The organism is Bacillus sp. NPDC094064 (genome assembly GCF_050279585.1).
Classification (GTDB): Bacteria; Bacillota; Bacilli; order Bacillales; family Bacillaceae_G; genus Bacillus_A.
The window spans coordinates 766,819-789,336 of the sequence record NZ_JBNNUI010000001.1 but is presented as its reverse complement, the minus strand read 5'-3'; the positions used below and the strand labels follow the sequence as shown (position 1 = coordinate 789,336).

At 32.8% G+C, this 22,518-nt stretch carries 18 protein-coding genes, 5 pseudogenes and 1 other annotated feature; of the genes and pseudogenes, 18 read left to right on the top strand and 5 right to left on the bottom strand.

What is annotated here, in order from left to right; all coding sequences use genetic code 11:
• Nucleotides 1-9 precede the first annotated feature (9 nt).
• The 4 genes from ACQKNI_RS04265 to ACQKNI_RS04250 all read left to right on the top strand — a co-directional run bounded on the left by ACQKNI_RS04265 (nucleotide 10) and on the right by ACQKNI_RS04250 (nucleotide 5,295).
• On the top strand, nucleotides 10-1,773 hold the full coding sequence (locus tag ACQKNI_RS04265) for a glycoside hydrolase family 36 protein (protein WP_427282211.1): 1,764 nt from the start codon (nucleotides 10-12) through the stop codon (nucleotides 1,771-1,773).
• Between the two features lie 162 nt (nucleotides 1,774-1,935).
• Entirely contained in the window at nucleotides 1,936-3,264 is a 1,329-nt protein-coding gene (locus tag ACQKNI_RS04260) for an alpha-glucosidase/alpha-galactosidase (protein WP_088229157.1), read from the top strand.
• Nucleotides 3,265-3,554: 290 nt separating this feature from the next.
• Nucleotides 3,555-4,388 (top strand): alpha/beta fold hydrolase, encoded by an 834-nt coding sequence (locus ACQKNI_RS04255; RefSeq protein WP_098357545.1) that lies wholly within the window; start codon nucleotides 3,555-3,557, stop codon nucleotides 4,386-4,388.
• Between the two features lie 112 nt (nucleotides 4,389-4,500).
• Complete coding sequence (locus ACQKNI_RS04250) at nucleotides 4,501-5,295, top strand: VOC family protein (protein WP_427282210.1); 795 nt, start codon at nucleotides 4,501-4,503, stop codon at nucleotides 5,293-5,295.
• Nucleotides 5,296-5,407: 112 nt separating this feature from the next.
• On the opposite strand, the gene ACQKNI_RS04245 is transcribed toward ACQKNI_RS04250, so the two are convergent.
• Complete coding sequence (locus ACQKNI_RS04245; RefSeq protein WP_427282209.1) at nucleotides 5,408-6,376, bottom strand: phosphotransferase enzyme family protein; 969 nt, start codon at nucleotides 6,374-6,376, stop codon at nucleotides 5,408-5,410.
• Nucleotides 6,377-6,483: 107 nt separating this feature from the next.
• On the opposite strand from ACQKNI_RS04245, the gene ACQKNI_RS04240 reads away from it, so the two are divergent.
• Nucleotides 6,484-7,290 (top strand): AraC family transcriptional regulator, encoded by an 807-nt coding sequence (locus ACQKNI_RS04240; RefSeq protein WP_427282225.1) that lies wholly within the window; start codon nucleotides 6,484-6,486, stop codon nucleotides 7,288-7,290.
• A 14-nt stretch (nucleotides 7,291-7,304) separates the two neighbouring features.
• Here the strand turns inward: ACQKNI_RS04240 and ACQKNI_RS04235 are convergent, their stop codons facing one another.
• Nucleotides 7,305-8,996, bottom strand: coding sequence for a M3 family oligoendopeptidase (locus ACQKNI_RS04235; RefSeq protein WP_427282208.1), 1,692 nt, complete (start codon nucleotides 8,994-8,996; stop codon nucleotides 7,305-7,307).
• Nucleotides 8,997-9,157: 161 nt separating this feature from the next.
• Here ACQKNI_RS04235 and ACQKNI_RS04230 point away from each other — a divergent pair.
• The 7 genes and pseudogenes from ACQKNI_RS04230 to ACQKNI_RS04200 all read left to right on the top strand — a co-directional run.
• Nucleotides 9,158-9,448 (top strand): annotated as a pseudogene (locus ACQKNI_RS04230) (PLP-dependent aminotransferase family protein); the annotation flags it as partial.
• A gap of 265 nt (nucleotides 9,449-9,713) precedes the next feature.
• Nucleotides 9,714-10,130 (top strand): VOC family protein, encoded by a 417-nt coding sequence (locus ACQKNI_RS04225; RefSeq protein ID WP_088229164.1) that lies wholly within the window; start codon nucleotides 9,714-9,716, stop codon nucleotides 10,128-10,130.
• Between the two features lie 117 nt (nucleotides 10,131-10,247).
• Nucleotides 10,248-10,431, top strand: a pseudogene (locus tag ACQKNI_RS04220) (hypothetical protein); the annotation flags it as partial.
• Between the two features lie 15 nt (nucleotides 10,432-10,446).
• The gene (locus ACQKNI_RS04215; RefSeq protein WP_088229165.1) at nucleotides 10,447-11,373 is read left to right on the top strand and encodes a zinc-binding dehydrogenase; all 927 of its coding nucleotides are present in this window, start codon (nucleotides 10,447-10,449) and stop codon (nucleotides 11,371-11,373) included.
• Between the two features lie 81 nt (nucleotides 11,374-11,454).
• Nucleotides 11,455-11,520, top strand: a pseudogene (locus tag ACQKNI_RS04210) (NmrA family NAD(P)-binding protein); the annotation flags it as partial.
• Between the two features lie 147 nt (nucleotides 11,521-11,667).
• The gene (locus ACQKNI_RS04205; RefSeq protein WP_098991138.1) at nucleotides 11,668-12,165 is read left to right on the top strand and encodes a DUF421 domain-containing protein; all 498 of its coding nucleotides are present in this window, start codon (nucleotides 11,668-11,670) and stop codon (nucleotides 12,163-12,165) included.
• A gap of 569 nt (nucleotides 12,166-12,734) precedes the next feature.
• Nucleotides 12,735-13,364 carry a class I SAM-dependent methyltransferase gene (locus ACQKNI_RS04200; protein WP_427282207.1) on the top strand — a complete coding sequence of 210 codons (630 nt, stop codon included), beginning with the start codon at nucleotides 12,735-12,737 and terminating at the stop codon, nucleotides 13,362-13,364.
• Nucleotides 13,365-13,703: 339 nt separating this feature from the next.
• Here ACQKNI_RS04200 and ACQKNI_RS04195 read toward each other — a convergent pair.
• Nucleotides 13,704-14,405, bottom strand: a pseudogene (locus ACQKNI_RS04195) (class I SAM-dependent methyltransferase).
• On the bottom strand, nucleotides 14,402-15,304 hold the full coding sequence (locus ACQKNI_RS04190; RefSeq protein WP_427282206.1) for an SMP-30/gluconolactonase/LRE family protein: 903 nt from the start codon (nucleotides 15,302-15,304) through the stop codon (nucleotides 14,402-14,404). The pseudogene ACQKNI_RS04195 and the gene ACQKNI_RS04190 overlap by 4 nt, the downstream one beginning before the upstream one ends.
• 142 nt (nucleotides 15,305-15,446) lie before the next feature.
• Here ACQKNI_RS04190 and ACQKNI_RS04185 point away from each other — a divergent pair, with 142 nt between their 5' ends.
• Nucleotides 15,447-15,617, top strand: coding sequence for a DUF2197 domain-containing protein (locus tag ACQKNI_RS04185; protein WP_088229169.1), 171 nt, complete (start codon nucleotides 15,447-15,449; stop codon nucleotides 15,615-15,617).
• A 70-nt stretch (nucleotides 15,618-15,687) separates the two neighbouring features.
• Nucleotides 15,688-15,944: a binding site (T-box leader), on the top strand.
• An 82-nt stretch (nucleotides 15,945-16,026) separates the two neighbouring features.
• Nucleotides 16,027-17,580, top strand: coding sequence for a lysine--tRNA ligase (lysS, locus tag ACQKNI_RS04180; protein WP_427282205.1), 1,554 nt, complete (start codon nucleotides 16,027-16,029; stop codon nucleotides 17,578-17,580).
• A gap of 61 nt (nucleotides 17,581-17,641) precedes the next feature.
• Here lysS and ACQKNI_RS04175 read toward each other — a convergent pair whose 3' ends face one another.
• Nucleotides 17,642-18,070, bottom strand: a complete 429-nt coding sequence (locus tag ACQKNI_RS04175) for a cell wall hydrolase (protein WP_088229171.1) — start codon at nucleotides 18,068-18,070, stop codon at nucleotides 17,642-17,644.
• A gap of 116 nt (nucleotides 18,071-18,186) precedes the next feature.
• Between ACQKNI_RS04175 and ACQKNI_RS04170 the strand changes: the two are divergent.
• The 4 genes and pseudogenes from ACQKNI_RS04170 to ACQKNI_RS04155 all read left to right on the top strand — a co-directional run.
• A pseudogene (locus ACQKNI_RS04170) lies at nucleotides 18,187-18,315 on the top strand (acetamidase/formamidase family protein); the annotation flags it as partial.
• Nucleotides 18,316-18,689: 374 nt separating this feature from the next.
• The gene (abc-f, locus tag ACQKNI_RS04165; protein ID WP_088229174.1) at nucleotides 18,690-20,318 is read left to right on the top strand and encodes a ribosomal protection-like ABC-F family protein; all 1,629 of its coding nucleotides are present in this window, start codon (nucleotides 18,690-18,692) and stop codon (nucleotides 20,316-20,318) included.
• Between the two features lie 75 nt (nucleotides 20,319-20,393).
• Nucleotides 20,394-20,975 (top strand): GNAT family N-acetyltransferase, encoded by a 582-nt coding sequence (locus tag ACQKNI_RS04160; protein WP_088229175.1) that lies wholly within the window; start codon nucleotides 20,394-20,396, stop codon nucleotides 20,973-20,975.
• 370 nt (nucleotides 20,976-21,345) lie between these two features.
• Nucleotides 21,346-22,383, top strand: coding sequence for a homoserine dehydrogenase (locus ACQKNI_RS04155; protein ID WP_088229176.1), 1,038 nt, complete (start codon nucleotides 21,346-21,348; stop codon nucleotides 22,381-22,383).
• The last annotated feature ends 135 nt before the right edge of the window (nucleotides 22,384-22,518 follow it).

Genomic DNA, 22,518 nt, shown 5'->3' with positions numbered 1-22,518 from the left:
GGAGAGGCTATGATCACACAAAAGGTAAACATTGAGGCCGTTCATGAAGATAGTGTCAAAGTCAAAATTGAACAAAGAGAAGAAAATGGAGTTTTATTTGTTCATATCCATATAGGATCAGAACAACCCATTGAATTCCCAAAAGTTAATTTAGTTTGGCATCACCCAATTGTTGATATTCAATCATATTGGCATCCAGGATCCTCCCGTAGTAAAAGTTTAGGTGTGGATTGGGATGGAGGTTTTTCTTCTAAAGCAACAGTATTAGCCCCGGTTGGCTGTTTCTATAATCAAGAAGGACAAAACAGGCTGGCTGTAGCATATTCCAATGCGATGGATACTGTTAATTTTAATTTGGGCGTCCATGAAGAAACTGGAACGATGAAAGCGCAAATCACATTATTTACAGAGCCATCTAAAGTTCGATCATCCTATGATGGAGTGATTCGAGTCGATATGAGGGATATTCCTTATTATCAAGCAATCCAAGATATTTCCGTGTGGTATGAGGGAATGGATGGATATGGGCCATCCTTTGTTCCGAAAACTGCGAAACTTCCTATGTATTCGACATGGTATAGCTTCCATCAGGACATATCTGATGATGAAATCGAGAAACAATGTGAGATTGCGAAACAGTTAGGGTGTGGGGCTGTTATTGTTGACGATGGCTGGCAGACAGAAGATGATCATCGTGGTTATGCTTATTGTGGAGATTGGGAAGTGTCTCCTAAAAGAATCGTGGGCATGAGGGAACATGTTGAGAGAGTACATGATTTGGGGATGAAATATTTATTGTGGTATAGTGTACCATTTGTAGGAATCTATTCAAAGGCGTGGGAGCGCTTCCGAAGTAAAATTTTATATTTCAATGATAATCTCCAGGCAGGAGTTTTGGATCCACGTTACCCAGAAGTCAGGGAATATTTGATATCTACTTACGAAAAAGCTCTGAAAGAGTGGAATCTAGACGGATTTAAATTTGATTTTATTGATTTATTCGATTTAAATCGAGCGGAGGGCCGAGCAATTCAATTTGATCCAGAACGGGATTATGAATCCGTACAGGAAGCGGTGGATTGTCTATTTACTGATATTATGGAAAGTTTAAAATTAATTAAGCCATCCATTATGGTTGAATTTAGACAAAGATATATCGGACCTTATATGAGGAAATATGGAAATATTTTTAGGGTAGGAGATTGCCCGAATGATGCAATTACAAACCGTGTTGGTATTATGGATCTACGCTTGCTATCAGGAGACACTGCTGTTCATTCCGATATGATTATGTGGAGTCCAGAAGATACGACTGAAAATGCAGCACTGCAATTAATCAATGTTATTTTTGGTGTACCGCAATTTTCCATGCGTTTTGAAAAATTAAATAAAGATCATTTTGAAATGGCAAAGTTTTGGCTAGGGTTTTCGAAAAAATACCAAGACGTTTTATTGAATGGTGATTTAAAGCCTACTGCACCAGAATTACTTTACCCGATAGTAGAAACTGTGAATGACTCAACCAAACTAATCGCCATTTACGCAGATGTTTGTATTAAGACTGGTACCAATATTCCCGAGGAATTTATTATTGTAAATGGCACTTTAAACGAGGAGTTCATCCTAGATTTAGAAAAAGATCTTATAAATATAACAATTGAGACATACAGCTGTACTGGAAAATTAATCCGAAAACATAAAACCAATCTATCCAAAGGGTTACATAAGATGGAGACAGAGAAATCTGGAGTTCTAATTTTTAGAAAGTCCTAAATCGGATTATGGCTTCATAATAATGAATGCTGGTATTCAACTAGAACAAACTGTTTTTAGGAACACTGTAATGAGACGATTTTTTTCAAGGATTTTTATTCTAAAAAGTCGTTCCTAGTTGCGATAAATAATAAATTAAAATGGTTCATGAGGAGGAAAAAAATGTCGAAAATTACATTTATAGGTGCGGGTAGCACGGTATTTGCGAAAAATATTCTTGGTGATTGTATGCTTGTGCCAGCGTTAGAGGGATTTGAATTCGCACTATATGACATTGATGTGCAAAGGTTAAAAGATTCTGAGAATATGTTGACCAACTTGAAAGAAAACTTGAATAAAAATATTCAAATTAAAGCCTATTTAGATCGAAAGGAAGCGCTTAAGGACGCAAAATACGTCATTAATGCTATTCAAGTGGGTGGTTATAAGCCAAGCACAGTAATTGATTTTGAAATTCCTAAGAAATATGGTTTACAGCAGACGATTGCTGACACGGTAGGGATAGGCGGTATCTTTCGTAATCTCCGAACCATTCCTGTGCTGCTAGATTTTGCAAAGGACATGGAAGAGGTTTGTCCTAATGCCCTCTTTCTAAATTATACCAATCCTATGGCGGTATTAACAGGCGTGATGAATCGTTTTACAGCAATTAAAACAGTGGGCCTATGTCACAGCGTTCAAAGTTGTACAAGCGAACTATTCAAATCATTGGGCATGGATTCTGAAGGTGTTCAAGAAAAGATTGCAGGAATTAACCATATGGCATGGCTATTGGAAGTAACAAGAAATGGTGAGAATCTCTATCCAGAAATTAAAAGAAGGGCAAGAGAAAAGCAAAAAACAAAACATCATGACATGGTGAGATTTGAATTGATGGATAAGTTTGGATATTATGTGACCGAATCATCTGAGCATAACGCCGAGTATCATCCGTACTTTATCAAATCTAGATATCCGGAGTTAATCGAAAAATACAATATTCCCCTTGATGAATATCTGCGCCGTTGTGAACAGCAAATCAAAAGGTGGGAAAACATGCGGGAGGAATTAGTCAATAATAAGGCATTAGACCATGTACGCTCACAAGAATATGGTTCATGTATCATTGAAGCCATTGAAACGAATATCCCATTTAAATTTAATGGGAATATACTAAATACCGGAAGATTGATTAGCAACTTACCTGAAAAAGCCTGTGTGGAAGTTACGTGTATAGCGGATCGAAGTGGCATAACTCCAACGTATGTTGGAGATCTACCTGAGCAGCTTGCTGCATTAAACCGTACTAATATTAATACGCAGCTGCTAACCATTGAAGCCGCCATTACACGTAAACGAGAATATATTTACCAGGCGGCGATGCTAGATCCCCACACGGCCGCCGAATTGTCATTGGATGATATTGTTTCCCTTTGTGATGATTTAATAGAGGCACATGGAGAGTGGCTTCCGGAATTTATTAAAAAAGAGGAAAGTGCCTTCAGCTTGTAGGATTTTATTTTAATCAAGTAAAACAACGTACAAAGCTATATCAATCATAAATGATTTTTCCTGCAATCAGCAGTTACGATCTAGAAACTACTAAAAGTAGTTTCTATTCGAATGAATTCGAAAAGGTTTATGATTATTGCTGTCAAATCATAATATATTTTAGCGTAAAAGCTGCTTTCCTTTAAAAGAAAAGCAGCTTTTTGTGTGAGAAAGAATGCAGGAAAAACTTGAAAATAATAGAAATAAGTAAAGTGATAAATCAAAAAAACGAAATATGGAGGATAATTGTTTTGAAACGCTACTATATTAACAACGAAAAAATAAACGTACATATTACTGAATGGGGAAAAAATGACAAGCCCGTTATCTTTTGTTTACATGGATTAGGAAGTACGAGTTTAAGTTTTATAGAGATCGCTGAAGAATTAAAAGAAGAGTATAGATTCATCTCCATTGATGCACCTGGGCATGGTAAAACACCACCTTTAGAAAGAACAGAAGATTATGAGATGCAGAATTTAGCAAATTGGTTAAATGAAATAATAAATGAACTGAGAATCGCACATTTCTATTTTCTATCACATTCATGGGGAAGTTTTGTAGCGCTATTTTATTTATTGAATAATCCAGAAAAGGTATTAGGAAGCATTTTAATTGATGGAGGGTATCAAACGAAAAGGCTTAAAGAAGAAACGCTTCAAGAGGAAATTGCTTATTACGAAAAAGACTTTGATGAATACGTTTTTAATAATTGGGATGAGTTTTTCAAAAGTGAAAAAGAAGCTTATACTAGATGGTCTCCATTATTAGAACTTGCAGTAAAAGATCTTGGGGTTGAACTGGATAATAAAGTATGTTGGCATGCGAGGGGGACAACAGCTAGTGGTATAATAAGAGGTATGCATAAAGATGAAACAATTGATATATATGAGAAGTTACCATCTAATATTGTTTTACTTCGAGCTACAGTTCCGCAAATTTGGACGGATTATCGAGATAAGACAGTAAATATTTTTAAAGAAAAAACGAACAGTATAGTAAAAATAGTACCTGACACTACACACTTGTTACACTGGGATAAACCAGAAGTTGTTATAGCAGAAATAAAAGGTAATTGGAGCTAACCTACTCATACTAAAGTTGTAGTTTCAATATAAAAAATCAATCCTTCCGTTTGATTTTATCTATTTGTAATTGTAATAAAATACGAGTAGATAGTATATAGGGGGATGTAAAATGATTACACACATTTCAGATATTAAACTACAAACTGTTTCTATAAAAGGAGTAAAACAAGTATACGGAGATATATTATCTTTTCCAATAAAAAAAGAAACAGCATCATTTATTCAATTTGAAGTAACACCATACACAACAATTAGTTTTCAGGAAGCATATGAACCAATTGCACCTGCGCATTTCGCATTTGAGATTCCATACTCAAAATTTCATGAAACAGCAAGATGGCTTGAAGGATCTGGACTACTCATTGTGAAGTGGAAAGATGGAAATACAATTGGTGAGGAGAACGGCCTATTCAATTTATACTTTAAAGACGGTGATGGAAATCTTCTCGAAATTATCGCACATAACTATGTTAAAGAAGATGTATTAGTACCGCATTCACCGTTAAATATTTTATACGTAAGGGAAATCGGTCTTCCCGTTAAAAGTGTACCTATATTTACGGAATGGTTGAAATCAAATCTAGATATGAAAACGATGGAAGATGGGGACATTTTCAACTTTGTTATAGGTGGCACTGCATACATCGTTGCGACTTGGTGGCAGCGACCTTGGATTCCAATTGCGATGAAAGCTTTACCACCGAAAATACACGTTTCTTTCGGAACACCAGATGAAGCATTTTTACAACGAATCCAAAATAATTTTAAGAAAAATAGTGTTCCGTTTGAATGTAAGCGTAATGAAGTATCGTTTATTCAACAGGGATATTCATTTACTGTCTTGCATACACCAGACTTTTATTCTGATATTCCTAAACAATTAAATCTACCACTTTCTATTTAGGATAGAAAGTGGTAAGTTTTTTGTGAATATGTGTAATTAAACGATACCACTTAGTAGACTAATATACGATGTTGTTTAACGATAGTCATAATGTAGTTAAACAACATCCATTTTAAATATTGATACAGGGATACTTATTTTCAAGTTTCATTCTATAAAGATTCATTATCCGTACTTGTTCCTCAGTTAATTCTTCTTTATTCCAATACATATGCATTAAACTATATTCAAATATCTCCTTTAATTTTATAAACAAAGGAAGCTTGTCTATCATTTCTTTAGGTAATTCATTTTCTTCTTGATACCCATCAAGTATTGCTTTTGTAATTGAATTCTCATAGTCAACAATATTCCTATTTCCAGTAAATGAGTATTCTATCGCACTATAAATAGGAACTGCTAAATCGAATATGTAAAAATGTTTTTCACAGTCTTGAAAATCAATCATTGTTAAGTTTAAATCATTATCAACTAAAACGTTTTCTAGCCATAAATCCCCATGGATCAGGCCGTAGTTCGTAGCTGTTTTTGGTAGATTTTTTATGGAAGATAAAACATCAGATGCAATTTCTCTAATAATAGTCTCTTCTTTAGGAATATACTTAAGAAAATTATATTCTTCATTTTCATACCAATCGTTAATATGTTTTACTGGCTCGGTATTTTCAAAATTGTTAGATATACGATGCAATTTACCAATCTGTTGACCAAGTTTTTTAAATACATTAGCATTCCATTCACTTCTTGGTAAATGTATGCCAGGAGCAGCTTTATATACTACGGCAAAAATCTCCTTGTCTAATGTTAATTTCTCAACTGAATTCCCAGTTAGTGAAGGTATTACGGGAGGAACACCTAAGCCATTTTGATATAAAAAATTTGTAAATGTAACTTCTTCTAACTGTTCTTTATACGTTTTATAGTTTGTAATTCTAATGAAGTAAGTACCTTCTTCCGCGAGACATTGATACATTTCGTTCGTTATGGATTTAATGTTAATAAAATTCAATGGATATTGTTCATTTATTAAGTGGAGTATCTCTTTTTCTAACTCGTTCATTGTAACTTCCTTTCTAAGCATAAATTTTCAATTGGAAAACTAATAATCTCTTAACTTACAAAATTCGTGTTTTAATTTTTGAAATCCTTTAAAATTGATAGAGTAGAGCTTTTAAAAATGTTTTTGGAATATATCCAAGAGAATTTCAACTAAACAAAATGCCTATTCAATCATTTGTTAAACTCAATATAGAAGGGGAGTGTAAAATGAATATTTCTAGAAAAGTAGAGGTTGAGCAGTTACGAAATACGAAGAGTGAGCTGTTTGATAAAGATGTACTTCACATATTAAACGGTCAAATGATGTATGAAGAGTTTAAAAATGAAAAGCTAATGGGTGAGTCTGATTATGCACCATTTAACGAAGCGATGTGTGTAAATCTCGTTACTACACAAGTTTTTGATGAAGAATTTATTAAAACAAGAGCAACGGGGCATAATAGTTCAGTTGAGGATTATATAAAAAAAGTTATAGATCCATTAAATAATCTTTTTAAGAACAAATATGAATGTATTGTCTTATGGTTTGATGAAGATATGTTTTGTCAAATGAACCTACTTACAATACTTTCATACCTTGAACAGTCAGGATATGAGGGAAGAGTGGTTTTAAATAGCTTCAAAGAGGATGAATTCAAAGTCAGTCAAATTGAAATGAAGCTAGGAAGCTATCACTCTGTATATACAGAAGTATTGGTGAATCATAGGAAACAATCTGTAGAGTTACTTCCAGTAATGTATCAGGCTGTAAACTTATATTTAGAAATGTTAAAAGAAGATAATGATGTAATAAAATTCATTTCCGAAAATAAAAATTTATCAACGCAAAAATTATTAACAAAGTTATTCCATCTTTTTCCAACAATCGGATATGGAGATTTTCAGTACATAGAATTGATTAATAAAATAAAGAAAAAAGCTGCACCTAAAATATAGGCACAGCTTTTTTCTTATATTTGTTCAAGTAATTGCAATTCTTTTTCTACAAATGCCATTAGTTCTTTAATTGTTTCACCTGAAAAATCAAAACGAATGCCAGCTGTCTCATATACTTCTATTATGGATTTTGAGCTGCCTAGCGATAGAGATTTTTTATAATTTGTTAGAGTTTGTTTAGGATTTTCTTTATATTGTTTATACATTTGTAGCGCACCAAGCTGGGCGATAGCATATTCGATATAATAGAATGGCACTTCAAAAATATGCAGAACAGGTAACCAACTCGTTGCTATCCAGTTTTCGTAACCATCAATATGTATGACGCTAGACTGATAAATTTTTTGAAGTTGTAAGTATTTTTCATTTCTTTCTCCAGAAGTATGATTCGGATTTTCATAAAGCCAGTGTTGAAATTGATCTACGATAAGCATAACAGGTAAATATGAAATAACATCTTTAAAGAAGTTGATTTTCGCTTGTTTTAAATCTGTTTTGTTTGTATAGAAAGTATCCCAGTAATCAATTGAGAATAATTCCATTGTCATACTAGCTAGTTCAGCTGTTTCAGCGGGAATTTCTATATATTGTCGTAAATCTAATGGTTTGATGAGTTCGTTATGAATGCTATGACCCATTTCATGTATGAAAGTAACAATATCATCTTGCGTATAGTTAAGGTTCATAAAAATATAAGATAATTGAGAAGTAGGTAAGTACTCACAAAATCCACCAGATGCTTTTCCTTTGCGGCTTATTAAATCGAGACAATCATGTTCATGCATTCGGTTTAAAAGTGCTGAAAATTCAACATCTAGTTTATTGAATATGCGAGTGCTTTTTTCAATTAAATCATTTTCATTTGTAATAGGTTTAAGTACTTTTTGATCAGGGGCTACAGCTGTTACATCCCATGGACGAAGCGTATCCACTTGTAGTTTCTCTTTTTTCTCTTGTAATATTTTATCTTTAAGTGGCACAACGTATTTACGTATTGATTCAGCAAGTTCATAGCAATCTGCTGCTGTATAATCAAAACGCTCATATTTTTTGAACATATAATCACGATAATTCTCTACTTGAATGTTTTTTGCCTTTTGATGGCGAATTTCAATTAATTGATTTAGTATGTTTTGAAGTTCTTTTTCAACAGATAAAAACTGTTCAGAAATAATTGTTTTTGCCTTTTTACGGATATCACGATTTGGATCTTGTAAATATGATTGTAATTCCGTAATTGTTTTTTCTTCGCCATCCCAAATTCCACTTAACCCTCCTGTAATTTCAAAGTACTCTGTTACTAATTTGTCTTCTTTAATTTCTAATTCTATATTTTCCTCGCAAAATAACGTTTGAGCATTTTTTATTTTCACATCTAATAAACCATATACTTTAGAATCTAATTCCATTCGAAAAGGTGACTGTAAGTATTTATTATTAAATAAATGTTGATAACGTTTTAAAAGAGGTCTTATAAACTGCTGATCATGTTCAAAAGTATCTTTTATTTCTTTATTATTTGTATTACATTGAAAGGCAATATAGTGTGATCTTAATTGTTCTTCAATTTCCCAAATTAATTTAGATTGCTCTTTTAACCAATTTTCAAGGTCTTGTTTTGAGGAAATCACTTCATTTAATAAAGTCGAAAGAGCTTTTTCTAATTCAATTACATTACTAATATCAATCGTATTTAAGCGCTGCATTATATATCCCTCACTTTTTATTTATTCATGGAGATATTCTATTTATGAATTGTAATTCCTTTGTGAAGTGAAGGAATTGTGAAATAATGTTAAATTTCATAATTTTAAAAGGAATTTATAAGTCATAGTAAAAAGTTGTATGTAATTGAATAAGAAATCTACATGAAAACCCACTGTTATTTACGTTTGAAAAGCAAAAAATATTGGGAATACACACTTGTTTAGAAATACAGAAAAACATAGTTACAGAAACATTTATAAAAAAATTAAGAGAAAATCAAATAAGTATCGATTCAATTGATAGAAATTATTTAAATGATTTTCATAAAGAAAAGTTGTTAAAGTTAAACGTATCCAATGTAAAAGAAGATAAGATTGAAGAAGGTATTCGTAAACTAATTGAGGAAGTAAAACAATCGGGACGTCTAGATTTTCAATTTAAAAAAGAATAATACTTAAAAGGAGGTTTGTTATGAAATGAAAAATAATAGCCTTGTATGTATTGTTGTGAAGTCACTATAAAATTGTTAAATTACAAATGATATCGGAAACATTTACAATGAAGATACTTAAAAATCTCAGCCGTAATATGTCATTAAAGGGTCATTTTCTAGAATAAGAGATAGGATTATTTATAAGGAAATCGAAATTAATTCAGAAAATGTTATTTCGTTTAGTATTGAGAAGTACTACTCAATAGTATGGAGGGAATCGATTATGAACGATACAAAGACATTACGAGGACTAACCACAGTTAGTTTTTGGGCGGATGATTTAGAAGCAGCAAAGAAGTGGTATGCTGAGCTATTAGGTAGCGAACCATATTTCGAACGTCCAGGATATGCCGAATTTCGCCTTGGCGACTACCAACACGAGCTAGGTTTAATCGATAGCCGTTATGCGCCAGATGGTTCAGTGACCGGACCATCTGGTGCTATTGTGTACTGGCACGTTGATGATGTAACAGCAACTTTCAATAAGTTGCTGTCTATGGGAGCGAAAGAGTATGAGGCACCTACAGAGCGCGGCGAGGGATTCATCACCGCTTCCTTAGTTGATCCCTTCGGAAATATATTAGGCATTATGTACAATCAGCACTATTTAGATGTGCTGATTTCGAGCAGAAAAGTATGAACCACGCCGTCGCACAGCGAGGTATGGATTGCGATGCTAAATAAATTTAATTAATTATATTTTAACCCCATTCTTAATATCGGAACGGGATTATGCTTATTTTAGGTATTGTATTGTCATTTTATAGCATCAGAAACTCCTTTCTTCGTTGGACGCAAGCGATCCAAATGTTCATGAAAAAACAGACCGTACAATTAGTTCGTCGGAATTAAGAAGAGAGTATGTTTTTACAGATATAGATGGAATATGTACATTTATTATTAAAAATAGTTCAAAAGCTAATTTGAATACATTTTCATAAAAAGAGAGGGTATGAATGAAACAATATAAATTAGTTTTAGAAGGACTTAAACAACTAAAGTGGCAACCATGTGAAATTAGGACCATTCAGGATGATGAAATTATAGTTAAAACAATCGCAGGTGCAATAAGCATTGGGGCCGAGTTACCACAGTATAAAGAATCAGATGTTACAGATATTAATCCTTTGTATCCAAGAAAAACTGGATATGAAAGTTATGGTGAAGTTATCCAAGTTGGTAATAAAGTAACAAATTTAAAAATAGGTGATAAAGTAGTTTCCTTTTATGGGCATCAAACGATAGGGATAGTTAAGGGACATAAAGTTATTCAAGTACCTAGTTGTATAAAACCTAAAGTTGCCTTATTATCCATCCTTTCATGTGATGCTGCTAAAGGGGTATTAAAACTAAATCCAGGTAAAAATAAAAAAGTACTTATAACTGGATTGGGAGTTATGGGTTTGCTCGCTTGTTATTTCTTGAAATACTATGCAGGTGTTGAGCATGTGGATGTTGTTGAACCTAATAGAACTAGAAGAGAATTTGCAAAGAAATTTGGTGTGAAAAACATATATGATTCAGAAGAGAAAATAATAGAAACATATAGTTATGGTTTCGAATGTTCTGCTACAAATAGTGGATTTCGTACATTGCAAAATGCTCTAAATAGTAACGGTGTAATATGTATACTTTCTGATGGTAATAAAGAAGAACTAACATTAACCGCCGAATTTTATGAGAAAGAATTGCAGATCATTGGGTCAAGTGACGGATATGATTATCAAAAACATGCAGATTGGTTTTTTAGTCAAATAGAGCAAACACCATTTATAGAAGAGATTTTTCAACATGAAATTCATTATACTACACTTGAACAATGTTTTGAGGAATTGAGTGAAGGGATAATAAATCCTTTAAAAGTGTTTGTTTCATATGAATAACATATAAATCTATCAATTACTTGTCACATATATCATATATATTTCGTCACTTTTATGATTACTAAATGAGGAGGAACATATATGAAAATATTTGTGGCAGGTGCAACGGGGGTAATAGGACGTTCTTTATTGCCAATGTTAATAAAAAAGGAGCTCCAAATGATAAAGCACGTGTCACCTTTATATCCTTCATGGTCTGAAGGGTGTGAAAATTCATTGATTGTGTAAAAAATATATAATTCATCCTTTAATGGAGAACACTATTAATATTCAACATTAAAGGATTGAACGATAATGACTATACTATTTGAAAGTATTATTTTAATTTTGACTGGGATTTTTGTTTTAAAAATGACAGGAAGTATATCTGTTAGCCAAATGACTCGGGCTGAAATTATTATTGTTGTTTCTATTGGACGTATTATTGTAGAACCAGTTTTAAGTAGGAAAGTGATACCATCTATTGTTACTGCTGTTATATTTTCAAGCATTTTACTCCTCATTCATTTTTTAGAATTGAAATCACGAAAAGTGGAAGAATTTTTAAATGGAAGCAGCATCGTTATTGTTGAAAACGGAGAAATTATTAAAGGCGGCTTATCACAAGCAAAAATGTCAGAACAACAATTATATATGCAATTAAGAGAAAAAGGGATTCATGATTTAAAGAGTTTACAGCAAGTTACAGCAGAACCAAATGGGCGAATTGGATATCAGTTAACAACTAAAGTACAACCGATAACGTTGGAAATGTTAGAACAAGTTTTAGATCAATATAATATGAAAAAGTAATAAAGAAAAAGTCAAAACTGGAATTGTATTTTTGGCTTTTTTCATCTACAAATGAATAGGGAATAGTTTGTATATTTAAACTCAAATTATAATATAAAAATTATTCACGAATAAAAAGGACAAGCATATATTGTCCATATCCACTTAACTTTCGTTAGGGGGTATCTCAAAATCCCTAGAAAGAGCACTTGCGGAAACAAGTGCTCTTTTATTCTTTTATGTTAAGTTAGGTGAAAAGAAATGTTTTCGCACAGTTTATTTGGATTATTAAAAAGTGAAATTAAATAGAAGGGTGGATGGATAACGCATCGATTTTTAAAACAATCTTTAAATTAGATATAGCCATATTAATATGCTATATTCAATGAAGCTAGAATGATTAAGATTAGTGAAACAAGGTGTATGGAAGAGAAGATTACATTTAGATTAACGGAACAAATATCCTTGTAGAGGAGTTTTTTGTATTTTGTACATAAAATGTGAGAGTGCTCTAGGATTTACATATACCAACGAATAGTTTGTACAATTAATGATTTATAATTATATAAAGAATAAGGAGATAGAACATAATGGAATTTTGGGAATCAAGTTTTATCGAGAAACAAACGATGTGGGGATTTGAACCCACAGATTCTGCAATTTTGACAAAGGATTTTTTCCTTGAAAAGAACGTTAAGGATATTTTGATTCCGGGTATTGGATATGGTAGAAATGCAAAGGTTTTTATCGATCATGGTATAAATGTAACAGGTATTGAAATTTCAAAAACGGCCATTGATTTAGCAAAGCAAAACGGACTAGAAGGTATTAGAATACATCATGGTTCGGTAAATGATATGCCTTTTGATCGCAACCTGTATGATGGAATATTTAGTCATGCGCTTCTTCATTTGTTGAATGAACAGGAGAGAGAGCAGTTTATTGAAGAGTGTTTTAATCAGTTAAAACCCGGCGGATATATGGTTCTTACAACAGTTTCTAAAAAAGCTCCAATGTATGGAAAAGGAAAACAGTTGGATCAAGATTATTTTGAGATAATGGAAGGCGTAAAAATGTTTTTCTATGATGAGGATTCTATAAAACATGAGTTTAATAAATATGGACTAGTACAAGTTTCGGAAATTGACGAACCAAATAAGAACATGGAAAATAAACCATCAATCAAATTTTTAATGATAAAATGTACGAAAGAGAAATAAGTTTTTAAATAGTGCGGATAATTGATATATATTAATTGTGCACAAATAAAAGGGACAAGCATATATTGTAAATACCTCTTAACTTTAAGTAACCTTAACTTTCGTTAATAGGATATCTCAAAATTCCCGAAAAGAGCACTTGCGGAAACAAGTGCTCTTTTATTTATGTAGTAATAAATTTAAGTCCTATTATTTGGATTTTTAAACCATAAATATAGAAAATATTTTTTTGGTATTACGATTTAAGCAGTAAGCGATTCTTATGGAGAAATCGTAATTGTAATGGAAGGGTATGTCAGTAAATAGGTAATGAAGTATTGTCCTAAGTGTTTTATAATATTATTTCTGTACGACAAACGTAATCGCATTCGTCTTTAATTGAATGTGTCTTTCATTACGAACTATCTCATACGCCAATTCTTTTATTTCAAATTTTATTTCTTTCCATTCCTTATAAATGCTTTTTAAGAGTTGTATCATATCTTCAGTAGGAAGGTTAATTTCAATTAAAGCATCTTATTCTTCATTCGTATGTAAGTCAATTTCTTGTATGTTCGAGTTAATAATTAAACAAATGATACCACCAGTCTTTGTACCTTCTTTCATAGAATGGAGCACGTTTGTTAAATCTTCTTCTGATTTAACATGCTCTAAACTGGATACTGCAACGATATAATCATAAGCGTTAGCGTCGATATGATAGTTTTCAATTGCTGCTTGTACGGTTTTAATAGTATTAATGATACCATATTCTTTACTATAAGTTTGTAGTTTTGTCAAAGCAGAATCAAGTAAATCGACACATGTAACAATGCCGCTAGTATTTTGTATCTTTTGTGCAATTGGAATGCTATTTCTTCCGACACCGGACCCAAGGTCAAGTACTTGTAAATTGTTTTGCCCTTCAAAGTAGTACATTAAGTCCATAACCGTTTTAACTGGTTTGTTAAGCCAAGATCCAGTTTCAAATAGTTTATATTGTTCATAGCAAAGATCGTGATATTTCTTTTCTTCTTGTCTTATGTATTTGATACGATTCATATTGTTTCAGCTCCAATATTTTTATTGAAAAATGAATAGGTAGGACAACCTTTAACATTTGTTTGAATTCGAAAGATACTACCAGCATGTGGATACTTCTTTAATTCGTCATCCGTCATTCTTGTTCTAGCTGTTGTAACATATAAATCTGTTAAATTAGGCCCGCCAAATGTACACGACGTTACATATAACGCTGGAATTGGAATACTCAATATTTGTTCTCCAGTTAAAGGGTTCCACCTAGTAATCTTTGAACCTCCCCAATGAGCAATCCATAAACAGCCTTCTTCATCAATTGTCATACCGTCGGGTAGCCCATCATTTTTGTGGAAAATGATTACATCACTTGGATTACGAATTTCTCCATTACGTATATCATAATGATAGCGAACCACTTTTTTAGTAGGTGTATCAATAAAGTAAAGGTATTTATGATTAGGTGACCAAGCAATTCCATTTGATGTATTTACATGTGAAACTTTTTTCTCTACGCTCAAATTATTATTTAAACAATACAAGGAACCTGCAGCATTAATACCGTATGTATCTGTAGTACCTGCCCAGAAGCGACCAGCTGGATCACATTTCCCATCATTAAAACGATTTTCAATTAAGTGTGGTTCGGGGTCAAAAATATGTGTCAGTTTTTCAGTATTTAGATTAAGAGAATAAAAGCCGCTTTCCATTGTTAAAAGTACTACATCCTCTACATATGGTACAACACAGCCAATTTGCTGATCGAGGGTGATTACTCGGTTCGTATTATTAGTAGGATTATAAATGCACAATTTTTTCTCCATAATATCAACCCAGTATAAGAGCTGTTCCTTTTCATTCCAACATGGTCCTTCAGCTAAACTAGCTTTAGCAGCTAAAACTAATTCTATATTACTGAACAAGATGTTCACCTCATTTTATAAGATATTTATATAATTCGATAAGAATAGAGGTAAACCTTTAGTGAGAGGATATTAAGATTTGTAAGGTAGAAAACCGACCTTCTCAAATTATTAAAAAAAGTGTATAAACACGGAAAGGAAAATGCATATGATGTTTTATGAGATTGTTTGCTTTTCGTGTAAAAATATATTCCGTGTATACGAGGGAAGTGAAGAATATAAGCGATTTAAAGAGAAATCGAAAGGGATATATTGCTGTGATGAATGTAGCCACAAAATTCAATTAGAAATGATAAAACATTTTTTTAGATAGCTATATATTTTCGTTCGGAAAAGTTTGACAATAAAAGCATTATAAATTATCATATAAAAAACTAACATTTAAAATGGCATTGAAGAGAAGAGTAGTTAAGAACGAATACGTACAGAGAGCTCTAGTAGCTGAGAAAGAGCGGTATACATCTTAATGAAAAAAGACTTGGAGCTGCGCAAGGAACTAATTTATTTAGGGATGGTGCGACGGGATCTCCCGTTATAGAGATAGGGTATAAGCATATTTTGCCGTACCTGAAGAGGTTAATGCGGTGACGTATTAACAAACTGAGGTGGTACCGCGAAGCTAATAACTCTCGTCCTCAAGATGAATAATCTTGGGGGTGGGAGTTTTTTTATTGCATAAAACTGAAAATGTGAAAACAAAAAACAATTGAGGTGAGTAAAATATGCATTGGGCGTATGAAGTAGCAAATGAATTAATTAGGAAACATCCAAACAAAGAAACTTTTGTTTGTGCATCTGGAATTAGTCCATCAGGTTCTGTTCATATTGGGAACTTCCGTGAAATCGTAACGACTTATTTCGTTGTAAGGGCTCTTCAAGATTTAGGGAAAAAGACTCGTTTCATTTTTTCATGGGATGATTACGACAGGTTTAGAAAAGTTCCTAAAAATATTGATCCATCTTTTGCAAAGTATATTGGTATGCCATACTGTGATATTCCAGATCCATTTGGTTGTCATAACTCGTATGCAGAGCATTTTGAAAAAGAGTTTGAAAAATCGCTCCAAGCATTTGGAATTGAAGTGGAATTCATTTATCAACATGCTGAATATAGAAGTGGAAAGTATAACGGAAACATAGTAGAGGCTTTGGATAGAAGAAAAGAAATATATGATATTTTAATGGGTTTTAAAACTGGAGAGTGTAGTGAAGAAGAGCGAGAGAGCTTTTATCCAGCTACATTGTATTGTGAGAAATGCGGGAAAGATACAACAAATATTTCACATTTTGATGAAGTATTAAAAAAAGTTCGGTATGACTGTAAGTGCGGAAATGAAAATGAATTATCGGTATTAAATACAAATAAAATGAAACTGAATTGGAAAATCGATTGGCCAATGAGATGGATGACAGAGGATGTTATTTTTGAACCGGGCGGAAGAGATCATTCATCGGAAACAGGTAGTTATAATGTATCAAAAGAAATTGCAAGGGAAATATTCAATCGTGAAGCTCCTCATTACGTTGCTTATGATTTCATTGGGATTAAAGGTAATCATGAAAAAATGTCCAGTTCTTTAGGGAATAGTATTACACCTAGCGACTTATTAAAAGTGTATTTACCAGAAGTGATTCTTTTTATGTTTGCAAAATATAGGCCAGGCGCTGCTTTTCATATTGGATTGGATGAAGATGTGATTCGCAATTATACAGAGTATGAACGATTGAAGGACAGTTATGAAAATAAAACGCTGAAAAATGAAGATTTATTTGATGCAATTAAACTCTCTAGAGTTGATAGCGGGTTTAAAGAATATCCAAAATTTAATCAAGTAGCAGGAACGTTACCATTATTAAATTTTGATTCATCTATTTTACAAGGTATATTAGAGAAAATAGATAGGAGCTATGCATTACCTGACATGATAGCGATAAGTAATCGTGCAGAGTATTGGATAAGAAACTTTCAATCTGAAAAATTGATTACGGTAAATCAAGAGAGAAATACAGAGTTTTACAACTCATTAGAGGAAAGGCAGAAAAAATGGCTAGTAGAAGTTTGTAAAATACTTCGTTCTAATAAAGACTATGCTAACTTAATGGAACAATTGTATCCGATTTGCCATCATGAAAATAAAAAAATAATGAAAGAAAATCAAAAACAATTGTTTACTATTATATATAAGCTCATTTTGAATCAATCAAATGGCCCTCGTATACCATTATTAATACATGTGGTAGGTATCGAAAAATTCGTCACATTATTAGATTTCTAAAATACAGCAAATAACCAACGCAAGTAATTAAATGAATAAATACTTACGTTGGTTATTTTGGCTATCGAGTATACATTTTCGGACATTCATCACCTTTTGGTTCATAAAAACAATGGCTTTTAAATTGTCCTACAAATGGCTGATTATACCACTGGGGCGGACAAGCTCCGACTGGACGGAAATACCAAAGAGCCCACCTTGCTGGCCAGCGCCATTCACCTTGTAAAACTTTTCTTGCGATTTCTTTTTCTGATTCACGGGCACGTTGATAAAAGTATCCGTATTGAACCGCTTCGAATCCACCAGGGCTTTGATATACAGCATCAGGTACGGTACGGAGTTGTTTAAAATCTAAGCAATCGCAAAATACACGGTTTACTACAACACATCCAACAAGTTGTTCGCCTTGCCGACCTTCGCCTTCAGCCTCAGCACGAATTAAACGAGCTAGTAAATCAACATCACTTTCGTTGTATGGAATAAGGGGCATAGTGATACCACCTTTCTATAACTGTTATAGTAAAGAGTGTATGTTTCAAAATGAACTAAGTGCTTTTTTACATGCAAATATCATTAAAATTTCAAGAGGAGCTTGTATGAAAAAAGCTAATTAGCAATGAACTACAAATTCCAATTAATCCAATAATCGGTGTAATTGGTACTGCCCCGAAAGAAGAGAGTATTTCATGTGGGACACCGCATGATCACGGCGGAAATATGGACTGTAAAGAAATTTCGAATGAATAAACCATTCAACATAGTGAAAACTAATGGTTGATAAACATAAGAAGAGTAGCGATGAAAAAATACACTTTTGTAGTACATATAAAAATATTTACGCATACAGTGTTATCATGGTACAATATGGTTACTAATGATGGAAAGGAATGATGGGTGGACGATGATTAACTAATCTTATTTTTAAATGTTGAAATTAAATAAATTTCAATTTATAAAAAATAGGATTAGTCTGCCCAATTCCAAACAACGGTGTTGCTATTTGTTTTGCGTAATAGCTTATTTGGGTATAAATAATGTAACGACTAATCCTGCCAAAATTACTTTGGGAGGATTTTTTTGTTCTCCCTTAATGAAAGGGATCGATATTTATGAAAGAACTTTTAAAATTAAATGATGTTTATGTTGAAATAAATGAAAACACTTTGTTAGAAAAAATGAATGTGACAGTAAAACAAGGGGATGTTATCGGATTAATCGGTAAAAATGGTGCTGGTAAATCAACGTTACTTCAATTAATAAATGGGAAAGTTGAACCATCAAAAGGGATTGTTGAATGGCAGCAAATGAATATGACAACGGCATATGTTGAACAAGAAATAGAATCTTTTATTAGTAGTGATATGATTGCAACAGAAGCAGAACTTCTTGCAAAATGGGGCGTGCCAACGAACGATTTTGTGACGTTAAGTGGTGGTGAAAAGTTGAAGGTTCGACTAGCAAAAGGATTTGCTGAAAACCCTAATGTATTAATACTAGATGAACCGACAAATCATTTAGATGAGATAAGTACGGAATTTCTTATTAAACAGATAAAAAATATGAAAGGTACAGTTATCGTTGTATCGCATGATCGATATTTTTTAGATGTTGTCGCAACAAAAATATGGTCAATTGAGGATAAGAAATTAATTGAGCATAGTGGTAATTATACGAGTTATATGAAAGCACGTGAGCAAAAAAGAAAGACGCAGCAGCGTGAATATGAAAAACAACAAAAAAAGATAGAAGAAGTAGAAGCAAATATAAAAGAATTAAGTTCATGGTCACAAAAGGCACACGCGCAGTCCACAAAACAAGAAGGAGTTAAAGAATTTTATCGTGTAAAAGCGAAGCGAATGGATGCACAAGTGAAGTCAAAACGAAAACGTCTCGAAAAAGAGCTTGAGAAAACGAAAGTAGAGCGTGTGAAAGAAGAGTATTCAGTTGAGTTCTCTATTCAAGCGAATAAAAAAGTAGGAAAACGCTTTTTAGAAGTGAAACAATTGAGGAAAGAATTTAATGGACGAACATTATTTGAAAACGTTAATTTTACAATCCAACACGGTGAGAAAGTTGCGATTATTGGACCAAACGGTAGCGGGAAAACAACATTATTGAAGATGATTATGGAAACGGAAACTGTTCAAGGAGAAATTTGGATTTCACCATCGGCAAACATCGGTTATTTAACACAAGAAGTATTTGATTTACCACTGGATAAAACACCAGAAGATTTGTTTTTTAAAGAGACATTTGAGGAAAGAGGAAAAGTCCAAAATCTAATGAAACATTTAGGATTCCAAGCTTCTCAATGGAAAGAGCCGATTGAGCATATGAGCATGGGAGAACGAGTGAAGTGTAAGTTAATGGCTTATATTTTAGAAGAAAAAGATGTACTTATTTTAGATGAACCGACGAATCACCTGGATCTTCCTTCACGTGAACAGCTTGAAAATACATTAGCGGAGTATAATGGAACACTAGTTATAGTTTCTCACGATCGATATTTTTTGGAGAAAACAACTAATATGAAATTAGTGTTTTCAAATAACACGATACAAAAGCAGCTAGAAGAGTCTGCTAAAACAAGAGATGACATTGAAGAGCTACGTTTAACGCTAGAAACAGAGCGACAAGAAGTATTAGGTAAATTAAGCTTTTTAACTTCTAAGGACAAAGGATATAAAGAACTTGATGAAAGATTTATAGAACTTACGAAGCAGATAAAAGAGCTTTAATGTAATTATGGGTACCTCTAGCTAGGAGGTATCTATAATTATTTTCAATTTCAAACGTAATTAAGGGGGATTATTATGGGAGAAGAAAGTTTGACTAAGTTATTTAGAATAGATTGTGGAGATATTTACTTACAAGAGTTTACCATCAAAGATGCGGAGAGTATTTATAAAATATCAAATCAACCAGAGATAGAAAAGTATTTGCCAGACTGGAAATCAACAAAAGAACAACGAGTTAATTGGGTTGCAAATTATGAAATACCAGCAAATAAAGCATTTCTTGACGCCGTCAAAACCACATCTAACATAGATGGCTATTCTTTAAAGCTAGGAATATTTATGAAAAATACAAATGAATTTATTGGATGGTGCTGTACAAGTATGAAGGAAGAACTTCCGTCACCAAACCGAGAAATTATGTATGCCGTTTCAAATAAATATCAAAATAATGGTTACGCTACAATAGCGACTAAAGGAATGATTGACTATTTGTTTGAATATACAAATGTAGACATTCTTAACGCAATTGCTTTAATTCATAACGTATCATCAAATAAAGTTATTGAAAAATGCGGGTTTACTTATTTGAGTCAACAGACGATAGAAAACGAACTATACAATCATTATATATTGAGTAAATCAGAATGGATAAAGTGAAACTTTAATCAGTGGGGGACTATCCCCACTGATTATTAGCCTTCACCAATTGGGTATTTACGGGAAGTTATCTCCCAGCTAAATTCCTCGCATTTGCTGAATTTTTAGCTGAGAGTCTTACTGTCCGTCAATACGGAATAAAAAGTATCGCTCTTTAAAAGGAATTGTAATGCAATGAAGTATGTAAAAAGCTTAGAGCCTAAAACTCTAAGCTTTTTTACATACTATTTTAGTAATTATTATTTGTTATTTTTAATCTGTAGGTTTCCTCATTACCAAAACAGAAAATGATAAAGCCCCTCGATGGAATTCAAGGGCGCTTTATATTATATTGAAAGAGGGATTTGGTAGAAAAATATGGGGGGATATTATGAAAATTCAAATTGTGTTATCAGGATATGGAACAGTAGGAAGAGAGTTTATAAAATTATTAAATGAAAAATATTTATATATAAATGAAACATATGGAATAGATTTAGTTGTAAGTGGTGTATTAGGTAGAAATGTTGCAATACATAATGTGGAAGGGTTGTCTATTCATCATTTATTAATGTTTGGGAGCGGTACTGCTGCAATTGAAAAATATTTAGAACATCATCCGAATGAGCGTGCAACAAATAGCATCAGTGGTACTGTTTTGGTAGAATCAACCGTTACAAACCTTAGAGATGGAAATCCAGGGAAACAATATATGAAACAAGCGATTGAGAAACAGATGGATATAGTTGCAATTTCAAAAGGGGCACTTGTTACAAACTGGAGAGAAATAAATAAAGCAGCAAAGCAGGCGAATGTACGAATTCGATATAGCGGTGCAACAGCAGCTGCATTACCAACACTAGATATTGGGCAATTGAGTTTAGCGGGCTGTAATATTGAGAAAATAGAAGGGATATTAAACGGGACAACAAATTATATTCTTACAAAGATGTATGAAGATGATATTTCGTTTGAAGAAGCATTGCAAGAAGCACAAAATAAAGGAATTGCTGAAACGAATCCAATATTAGATGTAAGTGGTTCAGATAGTGCATGTAAATTGTTACTTTTAACAAACAGTTTAATGGGAGTAGAGAATGCGCTTACAGATATACATATAAAAGGAATTGAGAACGTTACAATACAGCAAATACGAAATGCTAAAGAACAAAATAAATGGATCAAACTAATTGCATCAGCGTATAAAGATAAGGATGGCAACGTGAATCTTACTGTTGAACCATATGAAATAGATAAAGAACATCCGTTAGCAAAAGTAAATGGGACAGAAAAAGGAATTACGTTCTTTACAGATACGATGGGGCAAGTTACTACAATTGGTGGTGCTTCTAATCCGCGCGGAGCTGCAGCGGCTGCTTTAAAAGATATAATTAACTTATACCGAAAAGATTTGTCCCGCTATTTATGAGCAGACCGATTAGTGGGGGGATATCCTCCACTAATTAAAGTTTCACTTTATAAGACCGTACCGCCCATTATAGAAAATACATATGTAGTGGACCTTTTGAGAATGAAATAAATATGCAAAAATAATTGCAGGGGG